Origin of the sequence: Corynebacterium sp. ACRPQ, assembly GCF_022347225.1 — a bacterium.
Classification (GTDB): domain Bacteria; phylum Actinomycetota; class Actinomycetes; order Mycobacteriales; family Mycobacteriaceae; genus Corynebacterium; species Corynebacterium tuberculostearicum_D.
The window spans coordinates 15,925-38,937 of record NZ_JAKRNF010000018.1; the positions used below are offsets into that span (position 1 = coordinate 15,925).

Here is a 23,013-nt window from a genome sequence, read left to right on the forward strand (position 1 = left end):
TATTTATGTAGTGCCACCTGCACGGTCGTGTACTTAGCTCCACGATATAGACGCGCAACTTTGAGGCGGTGGCGCGGGGTGAGCGCGGCATTTGCGTGATACATGGGCTGACTCCTCGGGGAAAGGTGAGGGCCAGCGGTTCGATGCCGCTGGCCCTCAAGGCTCGAGTCCTGTGGGTCAGGCCTTGTCGTGAACAGTCACGACGTAGCCGTCGGGGTCGCTGAAGCTGAACGTCAGCCCGAACGGGCCGTTCATGGGTTCGCTCACGATCGGGACGCCCGCCTGAACCAAGGACTGGTGCGCTCCGGCCACATCGTCCACATGGAACCAGAGGGCAATGCCGACGCCGGGACGCGGCGTCGCCGTCTCGAGATCGACCCCGGGCAGGGGCTCGCGCACGGCGAAGGGGATCGGCTGAGTGTCGAAGACGATCGCCTGCTCTGGGCCATAGGATGCTCGGACGAGTGCCAGGTGCTGTTCGTAGAAGGCAGCCGATCGCTCGATGTCGCGGACCTGGATGGCGACGAAGTCGATACCAGTGGTGGTCATATCCTACTCCTTATGTCTGGGTGTTGACATATCCAGTATGTCATAATGTTGACATGAAGCAAGAGACGACGAACAACCCGCTCTCGGAAGCGATCGGTTACCAGCTCAAGAGGGTGACTGCGCTGCTGCGGACACGGATGGACAAAGCTCTGCGCCCGCTTGGGCTGACGGTCCCGCAGTACGCGTGCCTGGAGCTGCTGGGCCAGCAGCCAGGCCTGTCCAATGCCGACCTGGCGCGTGGAGCGTTTGTCACCCGCCAGTCCATGAATCTCGTGCTGCGTGGGCTGCAAGACCGTGGATTGGTGCAGCGACCCGAGTCGGTCGACCAAGGACGCGCGAGGCCATCACAGCTGACCGGAACGGGTCGCGAGGTGCTCGAGAGGGCAAGCGCCTCCATCGCCGAAGTGGAGCGGCAGATGTTGGCCGGACTCAGCAAGGGAGAGATCCATGGCATTCGCAACGCCCTCTCCCGCTGCTCCACGAACCTGGAGTAGACGCAATAACATCCGAGGGTCAACGGCTCAATCAACGTGCCCGGTCAGTACACCTAGGTCTCGTCAGGGGCGGCTGCTAGCGTTAGTGCTGGTTCACAATCGCACTCCGCTACTTGTGGTGGGGTGTGGGCGTGACTTCCTCGTCGGTGCGCGGTAAGGCCCGCGCGTGACGTGGGCTGTCCCGCGCGCCCTTTTTCAGGCGAGCGGACAACCCTACGACGCAAGGGAGGTAGACAATGGGTAAACACTCATTGGATACACCCGGTCGCAAAAGAAAAGACCTTGATGCCACCAAGCTTGACTGGCTCGATGTGGCTACCAAGGTCATAGTTCTTGCGACCGTAACAGTGAAGCTCATCGCAGTTGTGCTTCACGTGGGTCTTTAGGCCCGAGGGTCTCAACGAGTGGCCGCTCGTTGGGGCCCTTTTTTATTGTGCAGCCGCAATTCAAAAGTGAACTGTGCTGTCATGTCTTAGGCTAATGCGCGCGCGGGGGTTTCGCAATACTCCCGCACTAAGCCCGTAGACGCGTTTCCTACTGCAGTCGGAAAGCTGTGTAGCCGTGTATCGTCTTCTGCGCGCTCGTGAGGTCTTGCTATATGTCTCGCCATATGGCACGCCATACGCTATAACATATGCTTTAGCATATGGTCGTCAGCACGTGGGTTTACCTGCTGGTTCTTTTAGATAGCTGGGCGGCAAAATTGCCAGTCCACTGGCCTAGTAGTGCAAGCGACGCAATAAGTGCGGTAAGAATTAGCGGCAGCTCCGCGAGGGTGAAAAGGATATAGGCACCAAGAACCGTTGCCACGCTGGTTCCGCCTCCAATCGCGGCGACTCGCATACGGTCTTGTGGCTGTTCGCGGCGGATGGTCTGGACGGCCAGGACGGCGGCACACACCAGTGCAGCCAGGACGATGATTACGTACATTCCTCTTCTCCTTTCGGTGCTGGCGCTTATCCTATCGGGAGGGTGTGCACGGTCTGCGTGCTGCATTTCCTCAGAATCAGGGTGTGTTATTGTTACCTCCCGTAAGATCCTGATGCGCAAAACGCACAGTCTCAGTAGGAAGTCTGAGCGATAGCACTAGCCAGTGCTATCCGTCGCTTTAGCTCTTAATCTCATGAGAGCTAAGGAATCCAGCGTCGTCAGGTCCGCTTTAGCGTACCTGGAGACAACTATGCCTGCTCAATTCACCCTTTTCCACGATGGTCAATTTTGGTGCGGAGTCTACGAGACTTCCAGCAACAACCAACTCCGCGCCGTCCGAGTAGTTTTCGGTCCAGAACCTAATAATGCCGAACTCTATGAGTGGTTACTCGTCAACGGTTCCTCCCTAGTCAAACGGGCCCATCGTTCCGTACCTATACCTGGCACTATTGAAGCGCCACAGCGAGGAAATCCCAAACGCCTGCAGCGGAAAGTCAATAAGGAGCAACGCAAGACCTCAGGTGTGTCTTCGAAAGCCCAAGAAGCAACAAAATTAAATTTCGAATTAGCTAACACAAACAAGAAGAAAGCTTCGCGGATCGCTCGGCGCGAAGAAGCACAACGGAAATTTCAGATCCGTGCCGCTAAAAAGAAGGCCAAACATAAAGGCAAATAGTCGAAGACATCAAAGCGAAGTTGCCATACTGCGGGAGTAAAGCTGTGTAGCCGCCTATCAAGCTATACGCAGTCGTCAGGCCTGCCGTATGGCGCAACATATGTCCCGCCATATGCCTCAACATATGCTTTAGCATATGTTTAATTACATATAGTTCTACCTGCATTTATATAGTCCTACCGAGAAATAAGAATCACTCCGCGAGAGGGATACGAGCGTTCTCCACTACGCGCATAAAGTAGAAAAGCAGGTCCCTGAGGGCGCTTTTAGGATTGGAGGAGATTTCTTCGAAAACGGGAAAACTTCCCGCGCGGTTGGTTTTATTTTGAATAATGGCGCTATGGACATGGACAAGGTACAGAAGATAAAAATCGGAGTTTTGCTCGCCTTGGCGGTTGCCTCTTTAGTACTCCTCGTTTTGTGGCTGACTGATGTAATAGGGCTCGGCTTAGCGGTTGTTCTCGTTATTGTTCTGACTGCTGCTTCTGTGGGAGTGCGTGTGCGGGCAGAAAACGCAGGGCGCAAGCCGGAGTAAGCGAGATACCGCAGTGGTAGTAGATGCGCCCCCTTTTTTCTTCTACAACTACCACAAGACGCGGGGCATGGGCGCGGCTCCTTCACCGGTACCGCCTACCCGCACCGGCCCGCGTGACATATCTCGCCATATGGCGGGACGTATGTTTAGGCATATGTTATAGCGTATGTTCCGCCATAGGGCCTAACCCTGACGTGTCCACTGTCCGGGGGTTAGGCCCGCGTTCACAACGTCGCGGGAAGTACGCGCCCGAACCATCGATAGGCTCGAGACGAATGCTAGTAGAGCACGGCAGTCATCGGGGAGTTGTTAATTATGGCTGTCTTGGCTTCTAACTCAGCATGTGAAGGGGAAACCTCGATAGGGGAGCTCTTACATCTAATTTTCGTATCATGGAAAATACGATAACTAAATCCAACCGTAACCGTCCCACCATCCCTCACTAACGCTTTGTTTCTTCCCCAGTGACAATTGCTTACGATCCCATCGCACTCAACACGCGGGAACGTAAAAATCTTGTGGAACCACCAGCTCACCCAAGTTGGTTTGAAAACCGTGCGGATTTCGCGGCAGTCCACAAAGTTCTCTACGTTTTTATCGTCTTTCAACTCTAGGTACCCTTTCTCAACAGGAATGGTCGAAGCACTCACATCAGCTACACTGACCAAAGCAGCATAGCTAACCCCCGATGTGTCCACTGTCCGGGGTCAGGCCCGTGGTTGTTGTGGGGTGTTTTGGTGGCAACCAAATCTATTGATTTGGGCGGCAGCCCAACGAGCCGCAAGGCGAGGCGGGGGCAAGAACCACACCCCGTAGTGAACGGTTTGTTGGTTGATCGACTGAGGATATAGATCTACAGGGATATAGTTATAAGCCACCTGGGAAAATAGATAAACCCGCAGGTGAACCCCTGTGGATAACTAGCTCTGTATGCGTAAATCTGCGCAGGCGTATGCGTAAATCTGCGCACGCGTGAGGGTAAATATGCGCAGCCCGACCAGCAAGAGGGAAAGCACCCCGAGGGGTGCTGCCTTTGTTTGTCTTGTTTGGGGTTAGTCGTTGAGAACGATCGAGACTGGAGGGCCGTAGAGCGATGCTTGGCGTAGGTCGATCGTGGAGTAAAACTCGTATTCCTTGTTCAGCGTGGCGTCTGCGAGGTTGCCTCTTACTGCGGCGTCCTGCTCCCCGCTATAGCGTGCCAAGATGAACCCGGTTGCGCATGCCCAGGCTTCGGCGCGAGTGCTGAAGCATGGAGTGGTGAAGTACTCCTCATTGGTGGTGGGGTTGAAAATAACTGCTGTCGTCACAGTGGTCCTCTCTCTCGGTGTGACTCTTTTAGTGTATGAGCGCTGTGTGCATACCCCTGGTGGGCTGAGGAGTATAGGTGACTGCGAGAAAGGACTGCGCTCGCGCCCTAACGTTTTGAACGCGCTCTGTTGCTCATACTGGTCAGGCAATGCGCCGGCGCATTGCCTGACACAAGCGACCTGCTATCTGGTCACCGGTGTTCATACTCTCTGACCATGGCCTATGGTCGCTGGCGCGCCTAGTTTCATGGTACAAAGCCCTAGGCGACTGGCCTCAGGGCTACAAGCCTTGCAGCGCGCCTCGGCTGCCTATGCATGAGAACGAAACTCCTGGAGCGTCCAGGAAAGACGCGCTCCGGAGCGTTCCTCGCCGAGACAGACCCGTACAGTGTCATTAGTTCGCCGGTGGTTTGCCCCAGTCAGGGCGCTTGGTTAGGTGCCACGACCCGCACGAGGGCATTCGTAGATCCGCAGCGGCCCTGCCCGTCGCGACCGTTTCAGTGCTACATGCACGGCGTCATCATAGTGCTCGTGTTCGCGTTTACCAGTTTCGGAGCACAGTACGCGTTCGACTGGCGGCTTCTTCGACCTCCTCCGATGGTGCTTCATCACACAATGATTCTAAACTTCAGGTGTAACTGGCTCCTGTAGGTGACTGATGATGGTGGCAGCAACTACGAGCGCTGCGGCACCGAAGACTCCACCGGCGACCGCGACGGCTGTGTGGAAGCCTGTGAGGAACGCTCCACTGGCGACCATTACGCCGAGGACTGCGACGCCGACGACGCTGCCGGTCTGGCGGGCGGCATTGATGACTCCTCCTGCAATGCCGACATGTTCCGGCGGGGCCGAGGCCACTGCGGCCGAGGTCGCGGCCGGCATCGCGAAGGCCATCCCGAATCCAGCCGTGAAGGTCAACACCGCGACCACCACGTAAGGGGTTTCTGCGGTGAGCAGCACGAGGCTGCTGAAGCCGATCGTGCCGACTACCAGGCCGGTGAGCATGGTGGGGAACGCGCCCCACCGGGCGACGGCACGGCCGCCCAGCGGTGACGCGATCACGGCGCTGCACGCCTGTGGTGCCAGCGCGAGGCCTGCCAGCCACGGCTCGTATCCCAGGTACTGCTGGAAGAAGAGGGAGAGCACGAAGAGTTGTCCGAAGAAGCTGATGTTGAGCGCGAGCCCTACCATTGCGGCCACGGAGAACCGGGCACGAGTGAACAAGGCCATCGGCAGCATCGGGTCCGGGTGTCGTCGCTCTGCGATGATGAACAGGGCGAGGAAGACGCCCCCGGCGATCAGCGCGGCTACCTGCCAGGGTGACCATCCGTGTTCGCCTGCGGTGATGACTGCATAGGTTACTGCCACCAGCGTGAGCACGGAGAGCACCTGTCCGGGTAGGTCCACCCGTCTCGCGCGACTGCCCGTGAGCGCGGGAATTGCCCACAAGGTGAGCAGACAGCCGATAGCGACGATGGGGAGGTTGACCCAGAACACCGCCCGCCACCCGATCGTCGACACCAGCGCTCCGCCCAGGACCGGTCCGATCGCGGCGGCAACACCTCCTGCGCCGCCCCACAGCCCGATGGCGCGTGCTCGTTCCTTCGGATCGTCGTACACAGCCGACAGCAATGCCAGAGAGCCCGGCACGATCGCTGCCGCGCCCACGCCCTGGACGGCGCGACCAGCGACGAGGAACCCGCCTGTGGGAGCCAGGGCACACACGGCCGAGAGCACAGCAAAGACCACCAGGCCAGCGAGGTAGACCCTGCGGGCCCCGAGACGGTCGCATGCGGCCCCAGCTGTGAGAAGGAACGCGGCGAACACGAGGGTGTAAGCGTCGACGACCCACTGCAGTGAGCCCACCGTCGTGTCGAGGTCAGTGCCGATCTCGGCGAGGGCGACATTGACGATGGTCGTATCGAGCATGACGATGAAGAAACCGAGGAGGGTCGCGACCAGCGCCGTGCGCCGATGCGCGGTCATACGCGAGACTCCAGCGAAGCCTCGGCGGGCGGGTGGCCGAAGTAGGTGCGCTTGCTCAGGTCTTGATCCCAGGTCCGGTAGGACCGGTCCAGCAGTGTCGGCAGCACCAGATCGAACAGGCGCCAGGACGCGGCGAAGTGCATGTCCCGGATCTCCCTGGCCGTCTCTCCCCCGGTGAGCGCGAGGAGTTGCTGGGCGACGAGGGGGCCCTCGTCGAGCCCAGCTGTCGTTCGCACTGCGGAGACTCCGCCCTGGGTCTCGTGGTTCTCGGCCATCCAATAGAACGGTGCCAGCCCCGCATAGCGGGGCAACGGGCTGGGGTGGAAGTTGAGGGCGTCGTAGCTCGGAACCGCGAGGAGTCGCTGCCCGAGCCGCAGCTGGTAGTTGGCGACGATGAAGTAGTCCGGCGCCAGGCCCCCAATGGCGGTAATGAATTCGTCGGTGTTGATGTGCGCCGGCCGCAGCGTATGCACATCCAGCTCGGCGGCGTCCTTCGCGAGGTCGAGGGGCTCGGGCTCATCGAGGTAGTAGTCACAGAGTGCGCCGGGTTCACGCAGCACCACAGCCGCCAGGATGACATCATCGTGCCTGGCAAGTCGGGTGAGGAAGTAAGAGCCAAAGACGGAATTGGTCTCGGTGAAGAGCACCATGCGTGTCATTTCGCCCACCACGCCTTCTCAACGGTCTTCGCTTCCCAGGTCAGGGTGTCGAAGAGCGCGTACCCGGGCTGCACGGGCAGAGGCGTACGGCCGGGCAAGTCCATGATCTCTTGGGCGAGGCGTTCAACGAGGACGCCTTCGGCCAGGGGCGGGCAGGCTCCGAAGATCGGCATCGTCTGCTTCTCCACGAACCACTCATCCAGCGTGCCTGGCGAGGGGAAGTCCTGATGCTCGGGCATGATGCGTTCCATCAGCCGGTGGATCACGTCCGGGGTGAACTCGGCATCCTCGGGGAGATCGTAGACCTCCTCGATGGGCATCGAGTCCTTCGTGTAGGTGAACACGACCGTCGAGTGCGCGACGGTCGGGATCTTGAACATGAACCTGCACCGGTCCGAGGCGCGGAAGGCGCGATGGAGGGCGTAGCGGTTGCTGATCTGGTAGAACTCCATCTGGTCCATCACATAGTCGCAGCCGTCCATGAACTCTTCAGCCGTGTCCGGGGTGATGCCCTCGGGGAAGACATCGATGTTGACATCCCCGGTCAGTGCGAAGACCTGCTCCGCGACGACTTCGGCCTTGTTGCGGCCGATCGTGTCTCGCCCGGCGCCGTACTGGCGTTGCACGTTAGTCAGGTCGAAGTGGTCGGGATCGGCCAGTTTCAGGTTGAGTGCGCCCATGCGCACCAAGCGGGCGGCTGCGGCACCGCCGATGCCCCCGGTGCCGACGATGCCGATCACGGCATCGCGCAACCGTGCTTGGCGTTCACGCTGTTCCTCGGTGGTGTCGCCGAGCCAACCCAGGTTGCGGTCAACGCGTTCCCAGTAGAAGTCCTCATCGTAGTGCCCGCGTAGCCGTTGGCGGTCCCCGTTCATCGCGATCGCTCCCTTCGTCTCCTGATGCAATGAATCTGGTGAGTTCAGACTATGCCTGCGATTGTTCGGTCGTCACCGAACAGTTCTGGGTGCACACTGGAGGCATGGTTGCGCGCGTGTTTCCTGAAGCGGTCCCGGATATCTCGACAGTCGCGTCGGCTCTGGCTGACTCGTCGCGGGCGGCCATGTGTGCTGCGCTCATGGACGGGCGGGCCTGGACGGTTGGTGAACTGGGCAGGTACGCGGGCCTGGCCCGGTCGACGGCGAGCGAGCATGTTGACGTGCTCGTCACCCACGGTCTCGTCCACGACATTCGGCAGGGCCGGCACCGCTACATTCGCCTGGCCGGGGAAGACATCGCACGAGTGGTCGAGAGTCTTGGCGTGGTCGCCCGCTCGCCCCTGCCCACTCCTCACAGCCTCAGCGCGTCACGGGCGAATGCGAACCTACGTGAAGGCCGCACCTGTTATCAGCACCTCGCCGGTAAGCTCGGGGTGCGCCTGGCTGAACAACTGGAAGAGCACGAGTTCATCGACTCGCACTGTCAGGTCACTAATCAAGGTCATCGCTTGTTCATACAGTGGGGTGTGCCCCCGAAGATGCTCGACACGGGCAGGTCGTGCATGGACTCCACCGAACGCCGCTTCCACCTCGCCGGCCCTCTCGGCACGGGAATCTGCAAGACTCTGCTGGATAAGGAATGGCTTTCCCGCAGGGGTCGTACCCGGGCCGTGCGTCTCACTCCCGCCGGGCGGGCAGCGCTCAACGACGCGGGGATCTCCCTCAATGGGCCCGAACCCCGGAAAGTGGAGACGTGACCTCTTGGGCTTTTAGGCGCTCTAGGATGTCTTCGAGGTCGCGTCTAAAGCGTGGGGCGTCGATGTAGCGTCCCTGGGGCACTTAGTTACCTTTTCTGATTCTTTGCCGCTCTTTTTCTTTGTCCTAAGATTCTAGAAGATAAAACGGCCACGTGGAGGGCAATAAGGTGTGTGGTTGTTGTGGGGTGTGTGGTGGCAACCAAATCTATTGATTTGGGCGGCAGCCCAACGAGCCGTCAGGCGAGGCGGGAGCCTAAACCATAACCCATAAGATGACGTTTTGTTGGTTGATCGGCTGGGGATATAGATATACAGGGATATAGTTATAAGCCACCTGGGAAAATAGGTAAACCCGCAGGTAAAACCCTGTGGATAACTAGGCGTGTATCGGTAAATCTGCGCAGTCGTATCGGTAAATCTGCGCAGTCGTATCGGTAAATCTGCGCAGTCGTATCGGTAAATCTGCGCAGTTAGTTTTGAGGTATCGGTAAATCTGCGCAGTTTGACCTGCGGCTTCTGAGGTATCGGTAAATCTGCGCAGTCGTATCGGTAAATCTGCGCAGGGGCTTTTGGGTAAAAAGAAAGCGCCCCGGAGGGCGCTAGTCTTCTGCGTTCTGTTTAGTCGAGTTCGGGGCGTGGTGGTTTCTGCTGAACTGATGGGGCAGTTCTCGTGACCGTTACTCCGTCTGTGTCGGCTGTAATGCCGGCGTTGGGCCACGCGGTGCTGAGTTCAAGAATGGCTTTTTTAATCTCAGCGCGGAAGTGGGCCCAGTCTTGTCCGGTCGCAAGTTCTTTGGTGGCGAAGCTGGTAGCGATCATCTCCCAAGTGAAGGTGTAGGCGTCGCGGTTGTTTTTAGCCAGCCAGTATTGCTTTACGGTAAGCCAGATGTACAAGTCCATGGCTCGTGGTTTGTTGAGCTCGCGTAGGACGTTGAGGTCGATAGGGATGGGGGATTCGGCAACGTGCTCGAAAAACTGGGGTGTGAGTTTGAGGTAAGACTCAATGAAACTGCCCTGGTTGGGGTCGCGGGTGTCGAACCAAAGATCCCAATCGTCGACGATTTGGGTGTGCTTTCCGCGTGCTCGAATTCCATCATCGGATTTCACAGTGATTCGTGAATCGGCTAGGCGCAGGAGCTGTTCTCGAACGATAGTTAGAGTGCCCTTGCTTCCCCCTGTGCCGCGCTGGCCAATGCCGATTGCTTGGAGGAATTGGTTCATCGAGCGACCAAGTGGGATGTGTAGCGCTTCTTCGTGATTAATCTTCCCCTCTTTGAGACGCCCCGCGTTTTCTACAGTGCGAGTAATGATGTAGGCCATGATGAGGCGCGGGTACTTGCCGTAGGGGAGTCCTTCGCCTGAATAGATGACAATTTTTCCATCTCCGTTTTGAAGAACTCGTTCTTTATTGTCGGTTTTGCGGTAGGGGAAGAGTGCTTGGACAAAAAGCTTGGAGGTGTAGCCGACGTCTTGGGCTTGCAGGAGTTCTTGTGCGGCGTCGTGTTCTTGCCTGCGGGCTAGTTCTTTGACTGCTTCGAGCTTGGCACGGCGCTCATTGGGGTTGTGTGGGGGCTGCATGGTGTCGTGGTCTCCTTTCGGATTATCGACACCGCCCGTGTTGTGCTTTGCTCACTGTCCGTGTGGAAGTGGTAAAGTCTTAACCGACACGGTGGTGTCGATTTTTGGTTTGAGCCCCCGCTAGAGTTGGCGCTCGATGATGCGGGGGTTTCCTCATGTTTGAGGAATGTGCGCGCCCTGGACTTGAACCGAGGGTGTGTGCCGCTCGCGCTGCGCACCTCATGAGTGTGGGGTGCGGCTTTTTATTTTCTCCGCCTATTAAATCACATCAGTGTGACTTACTGGGAGATTTAGTAATAGTGGCGGCTCTTGCCAAGAAGCCTTATCGGCTGTTTGCTTTGATGAAGCTTGCTCGGAACCTAAGGCATTAGTGGAATCACTCTTGTTCTTCGGACTCGTCTTTTAGCCCGTTGAGCATTATTTGGTTAAACAGGTTGTTGATTGTCTTCTCTTCGAAGTCTGCAGCCACTTGATTCCAATGGAATTCTTCTAGTTTGGGAAGCATGGCTGTAATAGCCATTTTTAAGTAGAAACCTCGACTACGTCCTGTCCTATCGCAGAGAGCGTCGAGTCGTTCAATGATTTCATCTGGCATCCGTACAGACACCACACGTCCGGAAGGGTGGGGTGCTTGTTTCATATGCAGTATCCTCTCCTTGGCAGCAAGCGTAAACATTGTTTACGCTTGCTGCCACTCTTGGGACTGTCGATAGAATTATTTAATCGACATTCTGTAAACAATGTTTACTATACGTAAGACTGGAGGAGTTTTTCTCAAACTCTTTAGCAGCATCATGAGCGGCGCGCGCCGCAGAGAGGAAGGACGCCTCCGTGGACGTACTGCCATTTATCGGTTACCAACCATGTCCCCAGCTGCACTCATCGCCATGTCGGTCTGGATGCTCATTGCCCAGATACGAAGCGCAGGATTGGGGACAGGAATCATCAGAGCACTAGGCAGAGTAATCGCCTGGTACTTCCTCGCTTTCCTCGGCGTGATGGTTGGCTCCATGGCCGACCACTATGAGCGCGCCACGGATGAGACCAACGACTCGCCCTACTCCAACACGTATGACGCCGCGCCCGCCAACCCCGGTGAGTATTACGACCCGAACGAGCAACAGTAACCACAGCCGCTAACACCGAAGACTGTCTTTCTTTCTACTGGGCACCCTTCTTATAGTCACCATCGCCGCCAGCGCCACTAAGGGCGCTGGCGGCTTCGTCATCGTCCTGGCGCTCACTGTCGCCAGTATGCGACTCGTCTTCTATAGGTGAATCGTTCACACTAGGAGAAGACTCCTTAGCAGTCTTGAGCATTGCGTTGACATCTCGCTGGCTCACACCGACGAGCTCGCGCACAAATTCCTTAGCTTCACCTAGGTCGATAATGGACTGTGAGACTTCACCAATCTTTTCGTTCAACTCGTCTCGCAGATCAATAAGGCTAAGCAACGAGTTAATGCTCTTCTTCCGGTCGCGAAGCTTACGCTGTTCCTCTTCGAGATGCTGACGCAGTTCCTGACGCTTCTTCAAACTTCTACTTGCGGTAACCATAAACCCACAATGCCAGCGAACGCACCGCTCCACTCCTGACACAAACACCACGCGGGAAGTTCGGCGTAGTCGGAAGCAATCAGCGGACTATCCCTGCAGGCTTTCGACAGCGTTGTAGACCTGCAGCGGCGGGCGCGAGCGCCCTTTTCACAACACACTATTGGCACTCTTAGTGTTAATCGGGTTTTGGCTGCTAGACTAGGGCGCATGATGACCCTGCGCGTAGTCAACAGCGGAACAGGTTATGAGTACCTGTTGCGCTCTGTGGCTACCAATGATGGACCGACAGACGCGCCAAGTTTGTCGAAGTATTACGACGCGAAGGGAACTCCGCCAGGTCGTTGGCTAGGTGCTGGGTTGGCAGGTTTGAATACCGAAACGGTCACCGAAGGTGGGGAAGTTACCGAGTCTCAAATGGCCGCGTTGTACGGCGAGGGCCTGCATCCGGATGCGGATATGAAGATGTCCGAAGGTCAGAAAATCAAGGACGTTCAGCTGGGGCGACCGTTCGCTAATTTCACTGACGATGTGCCGGTTTTGGTTGCTTTGCGTGACGCGGAACGCCGCCATAGGCAGACCACTGGCACGTTGATGAGCAAGCAAGAACGTGCCGAATTAGTCCAGGATATTGGCCGAGAATTCTTTATTGAAGAACACGGAGTCGAGCCGCAATCGGGCCGGGAAGTTGTCAACTGGGTTAACGGTTTAAAGGACAATGTGCGCCAGTCTGTGTCGGGTTTTGACCTTACTTTTTCGCCTGCAAAGTCGGTGTCGGTGGCGTGGGCGTTGTCTGATGAAGAGACCGCGCGGCGTATTGAGGCGCTTCATCACCAGGCTGTTAGCGAGGCTATAGCGTGGGCAGAAGACAACGTGTTTTTCACTCGCTCTGGCAAGCAGGGGCGCGAACAAATCAAGACAAAAGGTGTTATTGCCTCCGAGTTTAAGCACTACGATACGCGCGCAGGCGACCCTGATCTGCACTCGCACGTGCTGGTATCCAACAAGGTTCAAGCCGAAGACGGACGTTGGTTATCGCTTGATTCCAAGGCGCTGCACAAGCAAGCGCAGGCCATTTCGCACCGCTATGACTCCATCTTGAACACCCTGCTTTCTAACCAAATGGGCTACACATTCACCGCCTGCGACCACGGGGCAAATAAGGAACCCACGTGGGAGATCGACGGTATTTCGCAGTCGTTGATGGAGTCGTTTTCTAAGCGTCGACGCGGCGCACAGCCGGTCTATAAGCGCCTTGTTGAAGAGTTTGTTGCCGAGCGTGGCACAACGCCAAACTCGGTTGAGGTGGGTCGTTTGTGGCAGCAAGCTATCTTGGAAACCCGTGACGCGAAGCGTGAACCAGAAAGCCTCACAGAGCTTCGCGCAGGCTGGAAAGCGGAAGTTTCTGCTCGTGATACTGGGGCAGAAGAACTCGCTGCTATCGCTCACCTTGCCGCAAATTCTGGCCGTGATGAGCGTCCAATCTTTCACGCAGAGGAACACCTTCCGGGTCTTATTGACGAGGTTTTAGACACAGTTACCAGGCGTCGTTCCTACTTTCGTGCCTCGCATGTAGCTACTGCGGCGGGTGGAAAGCTCCAGGGCTATCGCTTTGCGTCTCTTGCCGAGCGCGACCTTATCCATGCCACTGTGGTGGAAGCAATTGTGCGCGATAAGGCCATTTCCTTGAATGATTTTGACGTCCTGGAACTGCCCGAAGCACTCAAAAACACGGCAGGTAAAGCCCGCGATACCCGCGCTGATAGTGAGCTTTATACCACCCAGGACATTCTCGATACCGAAGACAAAGCACTGGCCGCACTCAACGAGCCGGTAGCTGCATTCGCACCATCGGCAGCGATTGATAAAGCGCTCGATGAGCACGAAGCAGAGGCTGGGTTCCGCCTTAACACCGGGCAGGAATCCATGGCGCGCTACCTGCTTACCTGCGGCACACTGGCTGCTACCGGCGTAGGCCCGGCAGGTACCGGCAAGACCGCATCTATGCGTCTTGTCGCCAACGTCTGGGCGAACCAGGGCCGCAATGTGATTGGTCTGGCCCCGTCCGCACAGGCGGCAGAGGTGTTGTCTAAAGACTTAGGCTTTGACGCTTTTACCATCGACAAACTCACCTACACCTGGTGCGGAAACCACCCAACCAAGCCCGGCCACAGCCTCAAAGACCTTCCAGTATCCATTAACGCAGGCGACATGATCATCGTCGACGAGGCCGGCATGGCCTCGACCCCTAACATCGGCTCACTGTTAGAAATTGCCGAAGAAGCAGGCGCAGTCGTGCGCTTTATCGGTGACCATAAACAGCTCGGCGCGGTCGAAAACGGCGGACTTTTCGGAGCAATGGTCAACGCTTCTGGCCGCAGTGATAATCAACTCTCCGAAGTCGTGCGCTTCGGTGGAGATAGTGAGCAATCTGCTACCAGCTTGCGCTTGCGCGAGGGCGATTCTTCTACGTTCGACTTCTACCTAGAGCGTGGTTGGGTCAATGGTGGCGCACGCAGCGACATGCTAGATAAAGCCGCAGCAGACTACCTGGCTGATATTTCTAGCGGTAAAACCAGTCTGCTTATTGCTGCCACCAACCGCGATGTGGCAGAACTCAACGAGACAATCCGCGCCCACTACATCGCCCAGAGCGTTGTTGACACCACCGTGGAAGCCCAGCTTTCTAGAGGCGAAAAAGCAGGCGTGGGCGATACGATTCTGGCGCGCAAAAACCAGACTTTCTACGACGACGAGACCGCAACGAGTACCCGTATCAACAACGGCACCCTTATGACGGTCACCGGAATTGCCGAGAACGGCAGTATCACCGCCCGCAACACAGCAACCGGCGAGGAATTGTGCCTGCCCGCAGACTACGTCCACGACAATGTGCAGCTAGGCTACGCTGCTACCGTCCACCGCGCCCAGGGCAGCACCGTGGACTGCACCCGCGCCGTTATTGACCACCACGTAGATAGGGCAGGGCTGTATGTGGCACTTACACGCGGCAAGCTTGCCAACCACATCTATGCGGTCACCGAGCACCAGCTAGATGAACTTGCTGAGGAAGGCCACTACCACTACCAAGGCATAGACCATGCCCCGAGTATCAGGGACGTCTTTAATAAGGCAATCTCGCGCGATAACAGCCCGAAGGCCGCACGCGAGGTCATAGCCGACGTTGTAGACGAGCAGACCTCACCCGATCGCATGATGGGCCTGTGGCTTATGGGCAAAGATGAAGCCACCAACGACTTCATCGACGCTTACCTACCCGACTGGATCGACACCCTGCCCGGCGACCTTGCCCAAAAGATTGACGCCAGCGACGACGGTGTCGCACCTATCCGCTATGGCTGGGCACAGCTTATTGACGCAGGTATTGACCCGCGCACCGTCATGGACGCTGCTACCCGCGATATTGACAATGCTCATGATCCGGCACGGCTTATCCGCTACCGCCTAGATGAACAGCTCCGCCAGCTTGATACGGGCAAACGCAACCAACTGCCCCCTATCTCCAGGCATGCGGACATGGAACTCGATACGTGGCTTCGCACCCACAATCCTTACGACCGTGCGGAGACCACCCGACTTACCGGAAAGGAACATAACCTCAACCGGCTTAACCAGGAGGTGTTGGCAGAGCACGCACGCTTTGCTAGTTCCAAGGTGGAATCGCTGACCTGGCAGGAAGCAAGTATTACTACTCGCCTCTACGAAGACAAAGACGCAGCCCTTAACGAGGTAAAGGCTAACTTCCAGCAGGTATGTCTTGATGCTGCGCGTATTCGCGCCTACGAGAAAGCCATGGCAGACCACAGTGCCGCCTTGCGTGAAGAAGAAGCTGCCCTGGCAGACATTGAGCACCAACGCCTACTGGCAGAAGACTACGCCCGCCCGGTAGCCGAGCGGGCCTACGACCATGACGCTGCAGGCTATGGCACTTACCAGCAGCGCATAGACAATGCGCACAAGCGTCTTGAACAGGCGCAACAGCGCCGCAGCCTAGCGCAGCAGGCCATTGAAGACACCGGCGCTAACCTGCCGGAGGCAGGTTTGTGGGAGGAAATCTGCTACCGCGCCGACGACCAAGAAGAATGGGACAAGCGCCTGCGCGAAGCCGAACACCACGACAGTGAGCACACCTATAGGCTTCAACAGCACCTCGATACGATTCGCCGCGAGAAAATGGACTTCGCCGACCGCGCAGACATCGCCGCACGCTTGCGCGCAGAAGAAATCCCCGACGATGTTGCCGACCATGCAGGCTACATCGCCGATGAAGTAAACCTCCTGGCCGCACAGCGCACTTACGAACTGCGCCGCCTGGGCGTAGATGAGCCAGCACAAGAGGCAATCCGCGACATGGTCGCAGAAACCATTGCTGCTGCCTACGAACCGGACAATGACGAGACTCACCACGATGAGCAAGACGCCGCCGTCCAGAACACCGTAGAGGAAGAGCAACCAGCACCTGAGACCACAGCAGAAGATGAAGACGCCGACGAACTGCACGAGGGCGCGCAAGCTGGCCTCGACTTCCTCGCCAGCCTCGGCCTAGGTGGTAAGCAGCAAAGCGTTACCAGCGACAGCGACACCACCGACGAACAAGCACCCGCTGATGAGCTTGAAGAAGAGCAAGGCCCAGAGCTCTAGAAAACAGCGAAGCCAAAGCACTAGAGGCGTATATGTGTATATGCCTATATGAGTACATGTGTATGTAGGTATATAGGCCAGATAATCAGCGTCTTTCCTCGAGCCATCGTGTTGCCCACTCTTCAAAAAGCTGGGAGATACTCTTCTCTTCTTCCACTGCGGCAAGTTTGAGTTCTTTAATCAATTGCCGATCGCGGACGTACAACTGAAGACGTGTCGCTTTATCATTAGCTTGAGCGAACATCTTTGTTGAAGGCGAGCTCTCCGACCTATTCCCAGACGATTCTTCCCGCGCCTTATTCTTAGCCTTTGGAATTGCCATCGTTTACCCCTTAATCCTCAAATGCTGCGACTACTTCTCGAGCCAAAGAATCCCAAACCTTCGTACTACTGGGTTTTGTTCCAAAAACACGACGTGTAGCCGCCCTAGTTGGGATGACTGTCTCAGCAAGCGCTGCAGTCTCATCGCCCTCCAGCTCGGCATGGACTTCATCTAGAAGTTTTTCCCTCCTGTCAACATTCGACAGAACAACCGCTGTTGGTATCCCCTTTTCTATTAGCCAAGAAAGCGTTACCTGCGTTCGATCAATATCCATCGGGGAAACACCGGTTGGAAGAAGAACTAAATCGGCAGCCTCGGCGCTTTCGGTTATGAAAGCTAGACCACCTGGAGGGGTGTCGACTATAAGAAAGTCCGGATTATTCCCCCTCCTGACAACTCCAGAGAAGTCACTTGAGCTGCGGACAGATTCGATAGGAAATGGAAAATCCTCCACTTTGGATGCCCATCGGGTGGCAGATTGCTGGGGGTCGCCGTCTGCGACTGCGACCGTATAGCCCATCTTCCGAATTGCCTCTGCGAGCATTACCGAAAGTGTGGTTTTTCCCGTCCCGCCTTTCGACTGAATTACGGAAATTACTCGAGTCATACAATGAGAATAGGTCCAGGGAGAATTTACGCTGGTAGTGACATGCGCATGTGTGTACATCATGCTATGCGCATGGGAACCGTTAAGTAGGGAAATAAACTAAAACCACCTTATGCTCATATGTTTATATGCGCATATACATATATCAGCATTCTAAAATTTAAAGCTATCCACTTGCCGAGGGATATTCCGGTTGCGGAAAGCGGGATAGTAAGTATTCTGTGGGTGCCCGATATAGGCTTCCCCCGAGCGGCTTCTCCCCAGTGCCCCCTGTGAGCGCGGCCTGGGGAGTTTCCTTTATCGCTTTCCTTCCAGCCGTTCTTTGAAGCTGGTGGCTAAATTGAGAAGCTCGACTGAATTATCTGCAGGCCGTTGTTGAGACAGATTCCGTTGTGCTGCGCGCACAAATTTAGCGAGCGTATCGGCGTCGCGGGCCAGTGGGGAAGTAGCAGGCAGTTCCACTTGCATTACTTGTAGGTGCTTGGCGGCACTGTTGCGCCTAGTGCGAGAGCGTCCGATAGTTTGTGTGCGGGGGTGGTTTACAGGTAGTCCGCGAATCGGTCTGGGTATGCCACAGCTAGTTGGTCGATGGCTTGTTTCCAGCCATTGGCCTTCGCTCCTTCAGTATACCCGTTGCACTCAACGGCGCGCTTGGCTTGCTTCGCGCGCTTGGCAGCGCGTTTGTCTTCGATGTTGCAAATCATCAGCCAAAGCGTCTTCAGTGCTGCTGTATCGTTCGGGAACTGGCCCCGGTTTCGGGTAGTTTTGCGCAGCTCAGCATTGTCTGGTGGCGGGAGTTGTAAAGCTCTCGACCGAAGTGGTCAAGTTGGTTCACACCATCGTTGATCACTTCGGGCTGTAAGGCCCGAGAACAGTCCTCAAAGGATAGCAGCCTTCGGGGGCTGTTGTGTACGAACACTAACTCGTCACACCCCACAGCCTAGCAGCTGAACTACGGTGCGGATAGATCAAATTCGAAGACGCAATGACGTTGTAGGCATAAATGCGGTCCTGGAGCGAGGACGTGCCTACTCCCGCAAGGGGCTTCGCTCCTCTGGGCTAGCGCGCGTCCTAAGCCCACTTGCCTCCGAAACTATGGTGCCCCCCTCTGCGAGCAAAGGGTGAAGTCCTCCGATCCAGGTGACGGTCAAAGAATGCCTCACCGCAACCCCCGCCGTTTGGCGAGCGACGAAGTGCGGAGCTGGGAGCGACGGGCGGTGGAGCGGGGCGTGACGACTGTTCATCGGCCCGGAGATTTCCAGCAGTTGGCAGCACTCGGACTACGAACAGGTCGAAGTGCAGATTCGAGCGACGGAGAAGTACTGGGCCAAGAGGCACGATCCTATCGATTAAAATCATTCACCCAGATCGCGCGAACCAGTAGGTACTGACCCTAGGAGTGAATAGTTATAAGATTCTAGCGATTTCAACTCAAAGATTGGATGAGCACCCCGGGGCTTGCTCACTTCTAATCAGCAGCTTATCGAGCAGACCATTAAGCTGTTCATACTCATCGTCATTTAACGGTGAGATAAATTCTGAGCATAAAGAAGCATGCTCATCAATTACCCTTTCGACGAGCAAATAACCTTGTTCAGTAAGTTCTACGAATACTTCCCGACGCTGATCAGGATTTTCCACCCTTCTCACCAGACCACGATCTACAAGTCTATCGATCCGCTGCGAGATGGCCGATTTCGAAACCATAGCAAGGTCCGAGAGTCCCTTATGGGTGAGCCGAACCCCGGGCCGCTGGCGGCGGAGAGTTGCTAGAATATCGAACTCCCATCCCCGCAGACCTACAGATTCGTGGCAATCGCTCAACACATCTTCTAAGGCTTGTCGCAAGTGAATAATTCGACTCGTCACCAACATTCCCCGAATATCGGTATCAGGCCTCGCCTCGATCCATTGCTCAATCAGCGCGCTCGCTCTCTGGTCTCTTAGCATTCTAGCTCTTAGGTTTTCCCTGTTTATATTATTCATCATACCTATATTAATTGAGAGGGGTCGAGTGTTTACCAAGAGTTTACCCAAGTAGAAAACATATGTATGTCTTTTCAGTTAAGCTTCTTTATTGTCTAGGCGGTAAACAGTTAAGGAACTGATCAATGGACCCAGTAATCCAAGTTGCAGGAATTCATGACATCGAAGAAGCGAAACTGGCGATCGAGAGTGGTGCCAATTGACTTGGTATCCCACTCGTCTTCCATCTGGCAAGGATGATATTTCCGTAGAAGACACCAAACATTTAATCGAACAGCTTGGGTCTCCAGCGAAGTTTGTGATGCGCGCCATTGATTCAGAGACCGATAATCGATCCCAAACGGCGAACTTTGACGTGATGGTTGAAGTGGTAAAAGCCGCAGCTCAAATCGCTAGAAGCCTTAAACCTGAATTCTTCCTCGATTCAGTAGCGAAGAAATGAGGTTAGATATGACCAGTACTCAATTTACGTCGCGTGACAATTTCTTGTGGACACTAGTCACCGCATCTGCGCCAATAGTTTGGGGCACCACATACGTTGTAACAAGCCAACTTCTTCCAGCGGGATTTCCCTTCTGGTCTAGCGTCCTGAGGGCACTACCCGGAGGGATCCTCGGTTTACTGATTTGCCGCTCCCTTCCGAAAGGCGTTTGGATCATCCGATCAGCAATACTTTCCGTGTTGAACATCGGCATTTGGTTTCCGCTCTTGTTCTTGGCCGCGTATCGACTTCCCGGAGGAATTGCGTCTGTGCTAGCCGCCTGTCAGCCTCTCTTCGTGATCACCTTCGCATGGCTACTCACAGCACAGAGTCCCACCTTCTGGCGCATTGGCTGGGCGGTATGCGGAGTTTTTGGAATTGCAATAATGGTCCTCGCTCCCGGAGCTAGCCTCGATTGGGTTGGCATTGCAGCAGGGATAGTCGGGACCGCCAGCATGGCTCTCGGAATTGTACTGACAAAGCGATGGGGGCGCCCCACCGATGCATTCACTTGGACATCTTGGCTGTTGAGTTGGTCAGGCTTGATGCTCATCCCCATAGCGTTTCTTCTCGAAGGGAATCCCCCAGCGCTTACTTCCACCTCTTTAATGGGTTACCTCTGGCTCTCACTTGTGGGTGGCCTGCTCACTTACTGGGCTTGGTTCTCTGGACTGGCCAAAGTATCTGCAGTTTCCGCTGGGTTCCTGCCACTGCTTTCACCACTAGTAGCGACTTTGCTCGGTCTCGTGATTCTTGGAGAGAGCCTGAGCACCGTTCAGTGGCTCGGATTCCTGCTATGCCTGTGCACAATTCTCTTGTCCCAGCTTCAACCCTCACAGTTTCTCTCGTTTCTAAAGTTCAAAGATTCTTCTAGCTAAAGGAGTTTGATGAAGATGCACATTCTTATCCTCGGAGCCAACGGGCAGGTTGGCGCGGTTTTAAGCCGTTTGGCAATTTCGCGAGGGCACTCGGTTTCAGGTGTAACCCGATCGAGCACACCGGATTTCTTGTCTGGCCCCGGCACCCAACTTATCCACGGCGATGCATACGACAAAAATTTTTTGACCTCTGTAGCGTCCGGTGTTGACGTCGTGGTTAACGCGACCCGGCCCAGCCCCGGCAGGGAAGCTGAATTAGTCCAAGGAAGTATCAACGTTGCGGAAGTCTGCCACGACCTCGGTGTGAGGTTGGTGGTCAGCGGTGGAGCTGGAAGTTTGCCAGTCTCAGACGATGAGGGTGCACCGCGAACAATCAATACAGAATTTGTTCAGGATGCCTGGCGCGACATTGCTGTAGCATCAACCAACCAATTCGACACCTTAATGGAAAGTCTTCCAGACTCCGACTGGACCTACGTTGCCCCCCCCAGCCAACTTGATCGACGGGCCTGAACTGGGAAACTACCGATTGTCATTCTCATCCCTCGTCCAAAACCAGGACGGAGTCAGCGAGCTAAGTTGGCGCGATTTCGCCGACCTTCTTCTCAACGAGATCGAGTCTCCTTCTGGGCACCGAATTGTAACTGGCGGATACTAATGGAAAAGCTCAGTCCCATTTGCAGGAACTGTGGGGTCGAAAATCGCGGTGCACCTGACCCGGAACCGGGAAGTTGTGAGATCTGCAACGATGACCGACAGTATCTAGACCCAAACGGGCAAAAATGGATCTACCGTGAAGCTCTAACAGACTTCACAATTCAAGCCACCGAACTTGAACCAGATGCTTATGCACTAAAAACGGAGCCCGTGATTGGAATAGGGCACACGTCCTACCTGCTGAATATTGGCGACGGTTGGCTTCTCTGGGATCCACTTCCCATCACTTTTCGGAACCAAACTCCAACCCCCAGAATTCAGCAAGGCCTCCACAATGTCTCTATTGCTGCAAGTCATCCACATATGTTCGGAGCTCAATCTCATTGGGCGGTCGAATACAACGGGACGGTACTCGTAAATGAACTCGACTTAAAGTGGTCGAATGAAGCCATCTCGCGCAAGGTGGTGTGGCGTAAAGAGGTGGATTTAAGCCCAAGAGCAAAACTCGTTGAACTGGGTGGCCACTTCCCAGGTTCAAGCATTTTGGTTTGGAAAAATTCAAGTGGCGGAACCTGGCTTTTTTCATCAGATACAGCCCAAGTTCGTCCGAACGGGCATTTTGCATTCATGTGGAGCTACCCCAACTTGCTCCCATTAGGCCGCACCGAAGTAGACAGAATGGTAGATCGATTTCCTCCCACGAATGCCTCGAAAGCATTTGATAATTTCGGACGCAGTGTCACAGGCGACATTGACAACATCTTCAGACTGTCCGCCCAGAACCACAATTCTCACCTAGTCTGAGCCCTCAAAAAGCGACGCCCATTTTAAAAGCTGTCAGCCCAAAAGCCGATCCGGGATATGCGACAAAAAGTGTGTCTTTTTGTCGCATACCCCCCAAAGCAAGTAATTGTTGTTCTATTTTTCGCTCCGGTTGCGGGCGCGCTGTAAGGCGGTATGGTTTTGGGTGTCCGCAGCGCACCTCCCCCGGCGCATAGTCGGACGGAAGGAAAATAAAAAAGCCACAATCCCCCGCAGGTGGCTTCTCCCCTAGTGCTTCCAACGACGAGAAGCACTAGGGGAGTTTCCTTTTATTGAGCGTCTTCCAGTCGTTCTTTGAGACTGGTGGCTAATTCTAGAAGCTCGTCCGGGTTATCTGCAGGACACTGTTGGGCCAGATTCCGTTGTGCTGCGCGTACGAACTTGGCGAGTGTGCCGGCGTCGCGGGCCAGTGGGGAAGTGGAAGGTAGTTCAGCCAGTATTGCTAGCAGGGAGAGTGTCTGATGGTTTGTGTGTGGGAACCGATCCCGCATAAGGAGATAAGCCAGAATGACTACTGTGACAAGACGAGATCCGGCCGATAAGGCCAAGATTGATGCGATTGAAAAGAAGCTTCTTGCTAACCCTGAAATCGCGAAACTGATTGACGACCTAGGCACGTCCACAACGGATGCCAATG

22 protein-coding genes and 1 pseudogene are annotated in these 23,013 nt (G+C 55.7%); 10 read left to right on the forward strand and 13 right to left on the reverse strand.

Annotated features, from left to right (window positions below; all coding sequences use genetic code 11):
• Positions 1-177 precede the first annotated feature (177 nt).
• Positions 178-549 carry a VOC family protein gene (locus tag MHY24_RS10140; protein WP_239230396.1) on the reverse strand — a complete coding sequence of 124 codons (372 nt, stop codon included), beginning with the start codon at positions 547-549 and terminating at the stop codon, positions 178-180.
• Between the two features lie 53 nt (positions 550-602).
• Between MHY24_RS10140 and MHY24_RS10145 the strand changes: the two genes are divergently transcribed.
• Entirely contained in the window at positions 603-1,043 is a 441-nt protein-coding gene (locus MHY24_RS10145) for a MarR family winged helix-turn-helix transcriptional regulator (protein ID WP_166684867.1), read from the forward strand.
• Between the two features lie 666 nt (positions 1,044-1,709).
• Here the strand turns inward: MHY24_RS10145 and MHY24_RS10150 are convergent.
• The gene (locus MHY24_RS10150) at positions 1,710-1,973 is read right to left on the reverse strand and encodes a benzoate/H(+) symporter BenE family transporter (protein WP_239230406.1); all 264 of its coding nucleotides are present in this window, start codon (positions 1,971-1,973) and stop codon (positions 1,710-1,712) included.
• Between the two features lie 250 nt (positions 1,974-2,223).
• On the opposite strand from MHY24_RS10150, the gene MHY24_RS10155 reads away from it, so the two are divergent.
• Together MHY24_RS10155 and MHY24_RS10160 are read left to right on the forward strand one after the other, a co-directional pair.
• Positions 2,224-2,649, forward strand: coding sequence for a YjdF family protein (locus tag MHY24_RS10155; protein ID WP_239230408.1), 426 nt, complete (start codon positions 2,224-2,226; stop codon positions 2,647-2,649).
• Between the two features lie 340 nt (positions 2,650-2,989).
• A complete protein-coding gene (locus tag MHY24_RS10160) occupies positions 2,990-3,184 on the forward strand; it encodes a hypothetical protein (protein ID WP_232221025.1) in 195 nt (64 codons plus the stop codon).
• A 1,052-nt stretch (positions 3,185-4,236) separates the two neighbouring features.
• Here the strand turns inward: MHY24_RS10160 and MHY24_RS10165 are convergent.
• From MHY24_RS10165 to MHY24_RS10180, 4 genes are all read right to left on the reverse strand, one after another.
• Positions 4,237-4,491 (reverse strand): hypothetical protein, encoded by a 255-nt coding sequence (locus tag MHY24_RS10165; RefSeq protein ID WP_239230410.1) that lies wholly within the window; start codon positions 4,489-4,491, stop codon positions 4,237-4,239.
• Between the two features lie 621 nt (positions 4,492-5,112).
• Positions 5,113-6,477: an MFS transporter gene (locus tag MHY24_RS10170; protein WP_225747408.1), complete on the reverse strand. Its 1,365-nt coding sequence runs from the start codon at positions 6,475-6,477 to the stop codon at positions 5,113-5,115.
• On the reverse strand, positions 6,474-7,136 hold the full coding sequence (locus tag MHY24_RS10175; RefSeq protein WP_086589209.1) for a formyltransferase family protein: 663 nt from the start codon (positions 7,134-7,136) through the stop codon (positions 6,474-6,476). Before MHY24_RS10175 ends, MHY24_RS10170 begins: the two co-directional genes overlap by 4 nt.
• The gene (locus MHY24_RS10180) at positions 7,133-8,041 is read right to left on the reverse strand and encodes a ThiF family adenylyltransferase (RefSeq protein WP_239230412.1); all 909 of its coding nucleotides are present in this window, start codon (positions 8,039-8,041) and stop codon (positions 7,133-7,135) included. The genes MHY24_RS10175 and MHY24_RS10180 overlap by 4 nt, the downstream gene beginning before the upstream one ends.
• Here MHY24_RS10180 and MHY24_RS10185 point away from each other — a divergent pair.
• Entirely contained in the window at positions 8,041-8,829 is a 789-nt protein-coding gene (locus MHY24_RS10185; protein WP_239230414.1) for a helix-turn-helix transcriptional regulator, read from the forward strand. The two genes, MHY24_RS10180 and MHY24_RS10185, sit on opposite strands and share 1 nt — an antisense overlap.
• A 618-nt stretch (positions 8,830-9,447) precedes the next feature.
• Here the strand turns inward: MHY24_RS10185 and MHY24_RS10190 are convergent.
• Positions 9,448-10,407, reverse strand: coding sequence for a replication protein RepA (locus MHY24_RS10190; RefSeq protein WP_239230416.1), 960 nt, complete (start codon positions 10,405-10,407; stop codon positions 9,448-9,450).
• A 376-nt stretch (positions 10,408-10,783) separates the two neighbouring features.
• Positions 10,784-11,047, reverse strand: a complete 264-nt coding sequence (locus MHY24_RS10195) for a ribbon-helix-helix protein, CopG family (RefSeq protein WP_086892526.1) — start codon at positions 11,045-11,047, stop codon at positions 10,784-10,786.
• A 223-nt stretch (positions 11,048-11,270) separates the two neighbouring features.
• Here MHY24_RS10195 and MHY24_RS10200 point away from each other — a divergent pair, with 223 nt between their 5' ends.
• On the forward strand, positions 11,271-11,534 hold the full coding sequence (locus MHY24_RS10200; RefSeq protein WP_157420840.1) for a hypothetical protein: 264 nt from the start codon (positions 11,271-11,273) through the stop codon (positions 11,532-11,534).
• Positions 11,535-11,568: 34 nt separating this feature from the next.
• Here MHY24_RS10200 and MHY24_RS10205 read toward each other — a convergent pair whose 3' ends face one another.
• Positions 11,569-11,943 carry a 3-deoxy-D-manno-octulosonate 8-phosphate phosphatase gene (locus tag MHY24_RS10205; RefSeq protein WP_239230418.1) on the reverse strand — a complete coding sequence of 125 codons (375 nt, stop codon included), beginning with the start codon at positions 11,941-11,943 and terminating at the stop codon, positions 11,569-11,571.
• 228 nt (positions 11,944-12,171) lie between these two features.
• Between MHY24_RS10205 and mobF the strand changes: the two genes are divergently transcribed.
• A complete protein-coding gene (gene mobF / locus MHY24_RS10210) occupies positions 12,172-16,623 on the forward strand; it encodes a MobF family relaxase (RefSeq protein WP_239230420.1) in 4,452 nt (1,483 codons plus the stop codon).
• An 85-nt stretch (positions 16,624-16,708) separates the two neighbouring features.
• Here mobF and MHY24_RS10215 read toward each other — a convergent pair whose 3' ends face one another.
• From MHY24_RS10215 to MHY24_RS10230, 4 genes and pseudogenes are all read right to left on the reverse strand, one after another.
• A complete protein-coding gene (locus MHY24_RS10215; RefSeq protein WP_239230422.1) occupies positions 16,709-16,945 on the reverse strand; it encodes a peptide transporter in 237 nt (78 codons plus the stop codon).
• 10 nt (positions 16,946-16,955) lie between these two features.
• The gene (locus tag MHY24_RS10220) at positions 16,956-17,612 is read right to left on the reverse strand and encodes a ParA family protein (protein ID WP_367398060.1); all 657 of its coding nucleotides are present in this window, start codon (positions 17,610-17,612) and stop codon (positions 16,956-16,958) included.
• Between the two features lie 479 nt (positions 17,613-18,091).
• A pseudogene (locus tag MHY24_RS10225) lies at positions 18,092-18,334 on the reverse strand (IS256 family transposase); the annotation flags it as partial.
• A gap of 649 nt (positions 18,335-18,983) precedes the next feature.
• Positions 18,984-19,538 (reverse strand): MarR family winged helix-turn-helix transcriptional regulator, encoded by a 555-nt coding sequence (locus MHY24_RS10230; protein WP_239230426.1) that lies wholly within the window; start codon positions 19,536-19,538, stop codon positions 18,984-18,986.
• 199 nt (positions 19,539-19,737) lie between these two features.
• Between MHY24_RS10230 and MHY24_RS10235 the strand changes: the two genes are divergently transcribed.
• From MHY24_RS10235 to MHY24_RS10250, 4 genes are all read left to right on the forward strand, one after another.
• A complete protein-coding gene (locus MHY24_RS10235; protein ID WP_239230428.1) occupies positions 19,738-19,980 on the forward strand; it encodes a hypothetical protein in 243 nt (80 codons plus the stop codon).
• An 8-nt stretch (positions 19,981-19,988) separates the two neighbouring features.
• The gene (locus tag MHY24_RS10240; protein WP_239230430.1) at positions 19,989-20,897 is read left to right on the forward strand and encodes an EamA family transporter; all 909 of its coding nucleotides are present in this window, start codon (positions 19,989-19,991) and stop codon (positions 20,895-20,897) included.
• A 9-nt stretch (positions 20,898-20,906) separates the two neighbouring features.
• Positions 20,907-21,410 (forward strand): NAD(P)-dependent oxidoreductase, encoded by a 504-nt coding sequence (locus MHY24_RS10245; RefSeq protein ID WP_239230432.1) that lies wholly within the window; start codon positions 20,907-20,909, stop codon positions 21,408-21,410.
• Between the two features lie 144 nt (positions 21,411-21,554).
• Positions 21,555-22,358: a hypothetical protein gene (locus MHY24_RS10250; RefSeq protein ID WP_239230434.1), complete on the forward strand. Its 804-nt coding sequence runs from the start codon at positions 21,555-21,557 to the stop codon at positions 22,356-22,358.
• Positions 22,359-23,013: the final 655 nt, after the last annotated feature.

Bases quoted from the DNA above. Each gene is read 5' to 3' on its own strand.
- MHY24_RS10150 (WP_239230406.1), bottom strand. From the start codon at position 1,973: ATGTACGTAATCATCGTCCTGGCTGCACTGGTGTGTGCCGCCGTCCTG.
- MHY24_RS10145 (WP_166684867.1), top strand. From the start codon at position 603: ATGAAGCAAGAGACGACGAACAACCCGCTCTCGGAAGCGATCGGTTAC.
- MHY24_RS10155 (WP_239230408.1), top strand. From the start codon at position 2,224: ATGCCTGCTCAATTCACCCTTTTCCACGATGGTCAATTTTGGTGCGGA.
- mobF (WP_239230420.1), top strand. From the start codon at position 12,172: ATGATGACCCTGCGCGTAGTCAACAGCGGAACAGGTTATGAGTACCTG.
- MHY24_RS10220 (WP_367398060.1), bottom strand. From the start codon at position 17,612: ATGTACACACATGCGCATGTCACTACCAGCGTAAATTCTCCCTGGACC.
- MHY24_RS10195 (WP_086892526.1), bottom strand. From the start codon at position 11,047: ATGAAACAAGCACCCCACCCTTCCGGACGTGTGGTGTCTGTACGGATG.
- MHY24_RS10160 (WP_232221025.1), top strand. From the start codon at position 2,990: ATGGACATGGACAAGGTACAGAAGATAAAAATCGGAGTTTTGCTCGCC.
- MHY24_RS10200 (WP_157420840.1), top strand. From the start codon at position 11,271: ATGTCCCCAGCTGCACTCATCGCCATGTCGGTCTGGATGCTCATTGCC.
- MHY24_RS10175 (WP_086589209.1), bottom strand. From the start codon at position 7,136: ATGACACGCATGGTGCTCTTCACCGAGACCAATTCCGTCTTTGGCTCT.
- MHY24_RS10185 (WP_239230414.1), top strand. From the start codon at position 8,041: ATGAATCTGGTGAGTTCAGACTATGCCTGCGATTGTTCGGTCGTCACC.
- MHY24_RS10245 (WP_239230432.1), top strand. From the start codon at position 20,907: ATGAAGATGCACATTCTTATCCTCGGAGCCAACGGGCAGGTTGGCGCG.
- MHY24_RS10240 (WP_239230430.1), top strand. From the start codon at position 19,989: ATGACCAGTACTCAATTTACGTCGCGTGACAATTTCTTGTGGACACTA.
- MHY24_RS10230 (WP_239230426.1), bottom strand. From the start codon at position 19,538: ATGAATAATATAAACAGGGAAAACCTAAGAGCTAGAATGCTAAGAGAC.
- MHY24_RS10190 (WP_239230416.1), bottom strand. From the start codon at position 10,407: ATGCAGCCCCCACACAACCCCAATGAGCGCCGTGCCAAGCTCGAAGCA.
- MHY24_RS10140 (WP_239230396.1), bottom strand. From the start codon at position 549: ATGACCACCACTGGTATCGACTTCGTCGCCATCCAGGTCCGCGACATC.
- MHY24_RS10170 (WP_225747408.1), bottom strand. From the start codon at position 6,477: ATGACCGCGCATCGGCGCACGGCGCTGGTCGCGACCCTCCTCGGTTTC.
- MHY24_RS10215 (WP_239230422.1), bottom strand. From the start codon at position 16,945: ATGGCAATTCCAAAGGCTAAGAATAAGGCGCGGGAAGAATCGTCTGGG.
- MHY24_RS10250 (WP_239230434.1), top strand. From the start codon at position 21,555: ATGGAAAAGCTCAGTCCCATTTGCAGGAACTGTGGGGTCGAAAATCGC.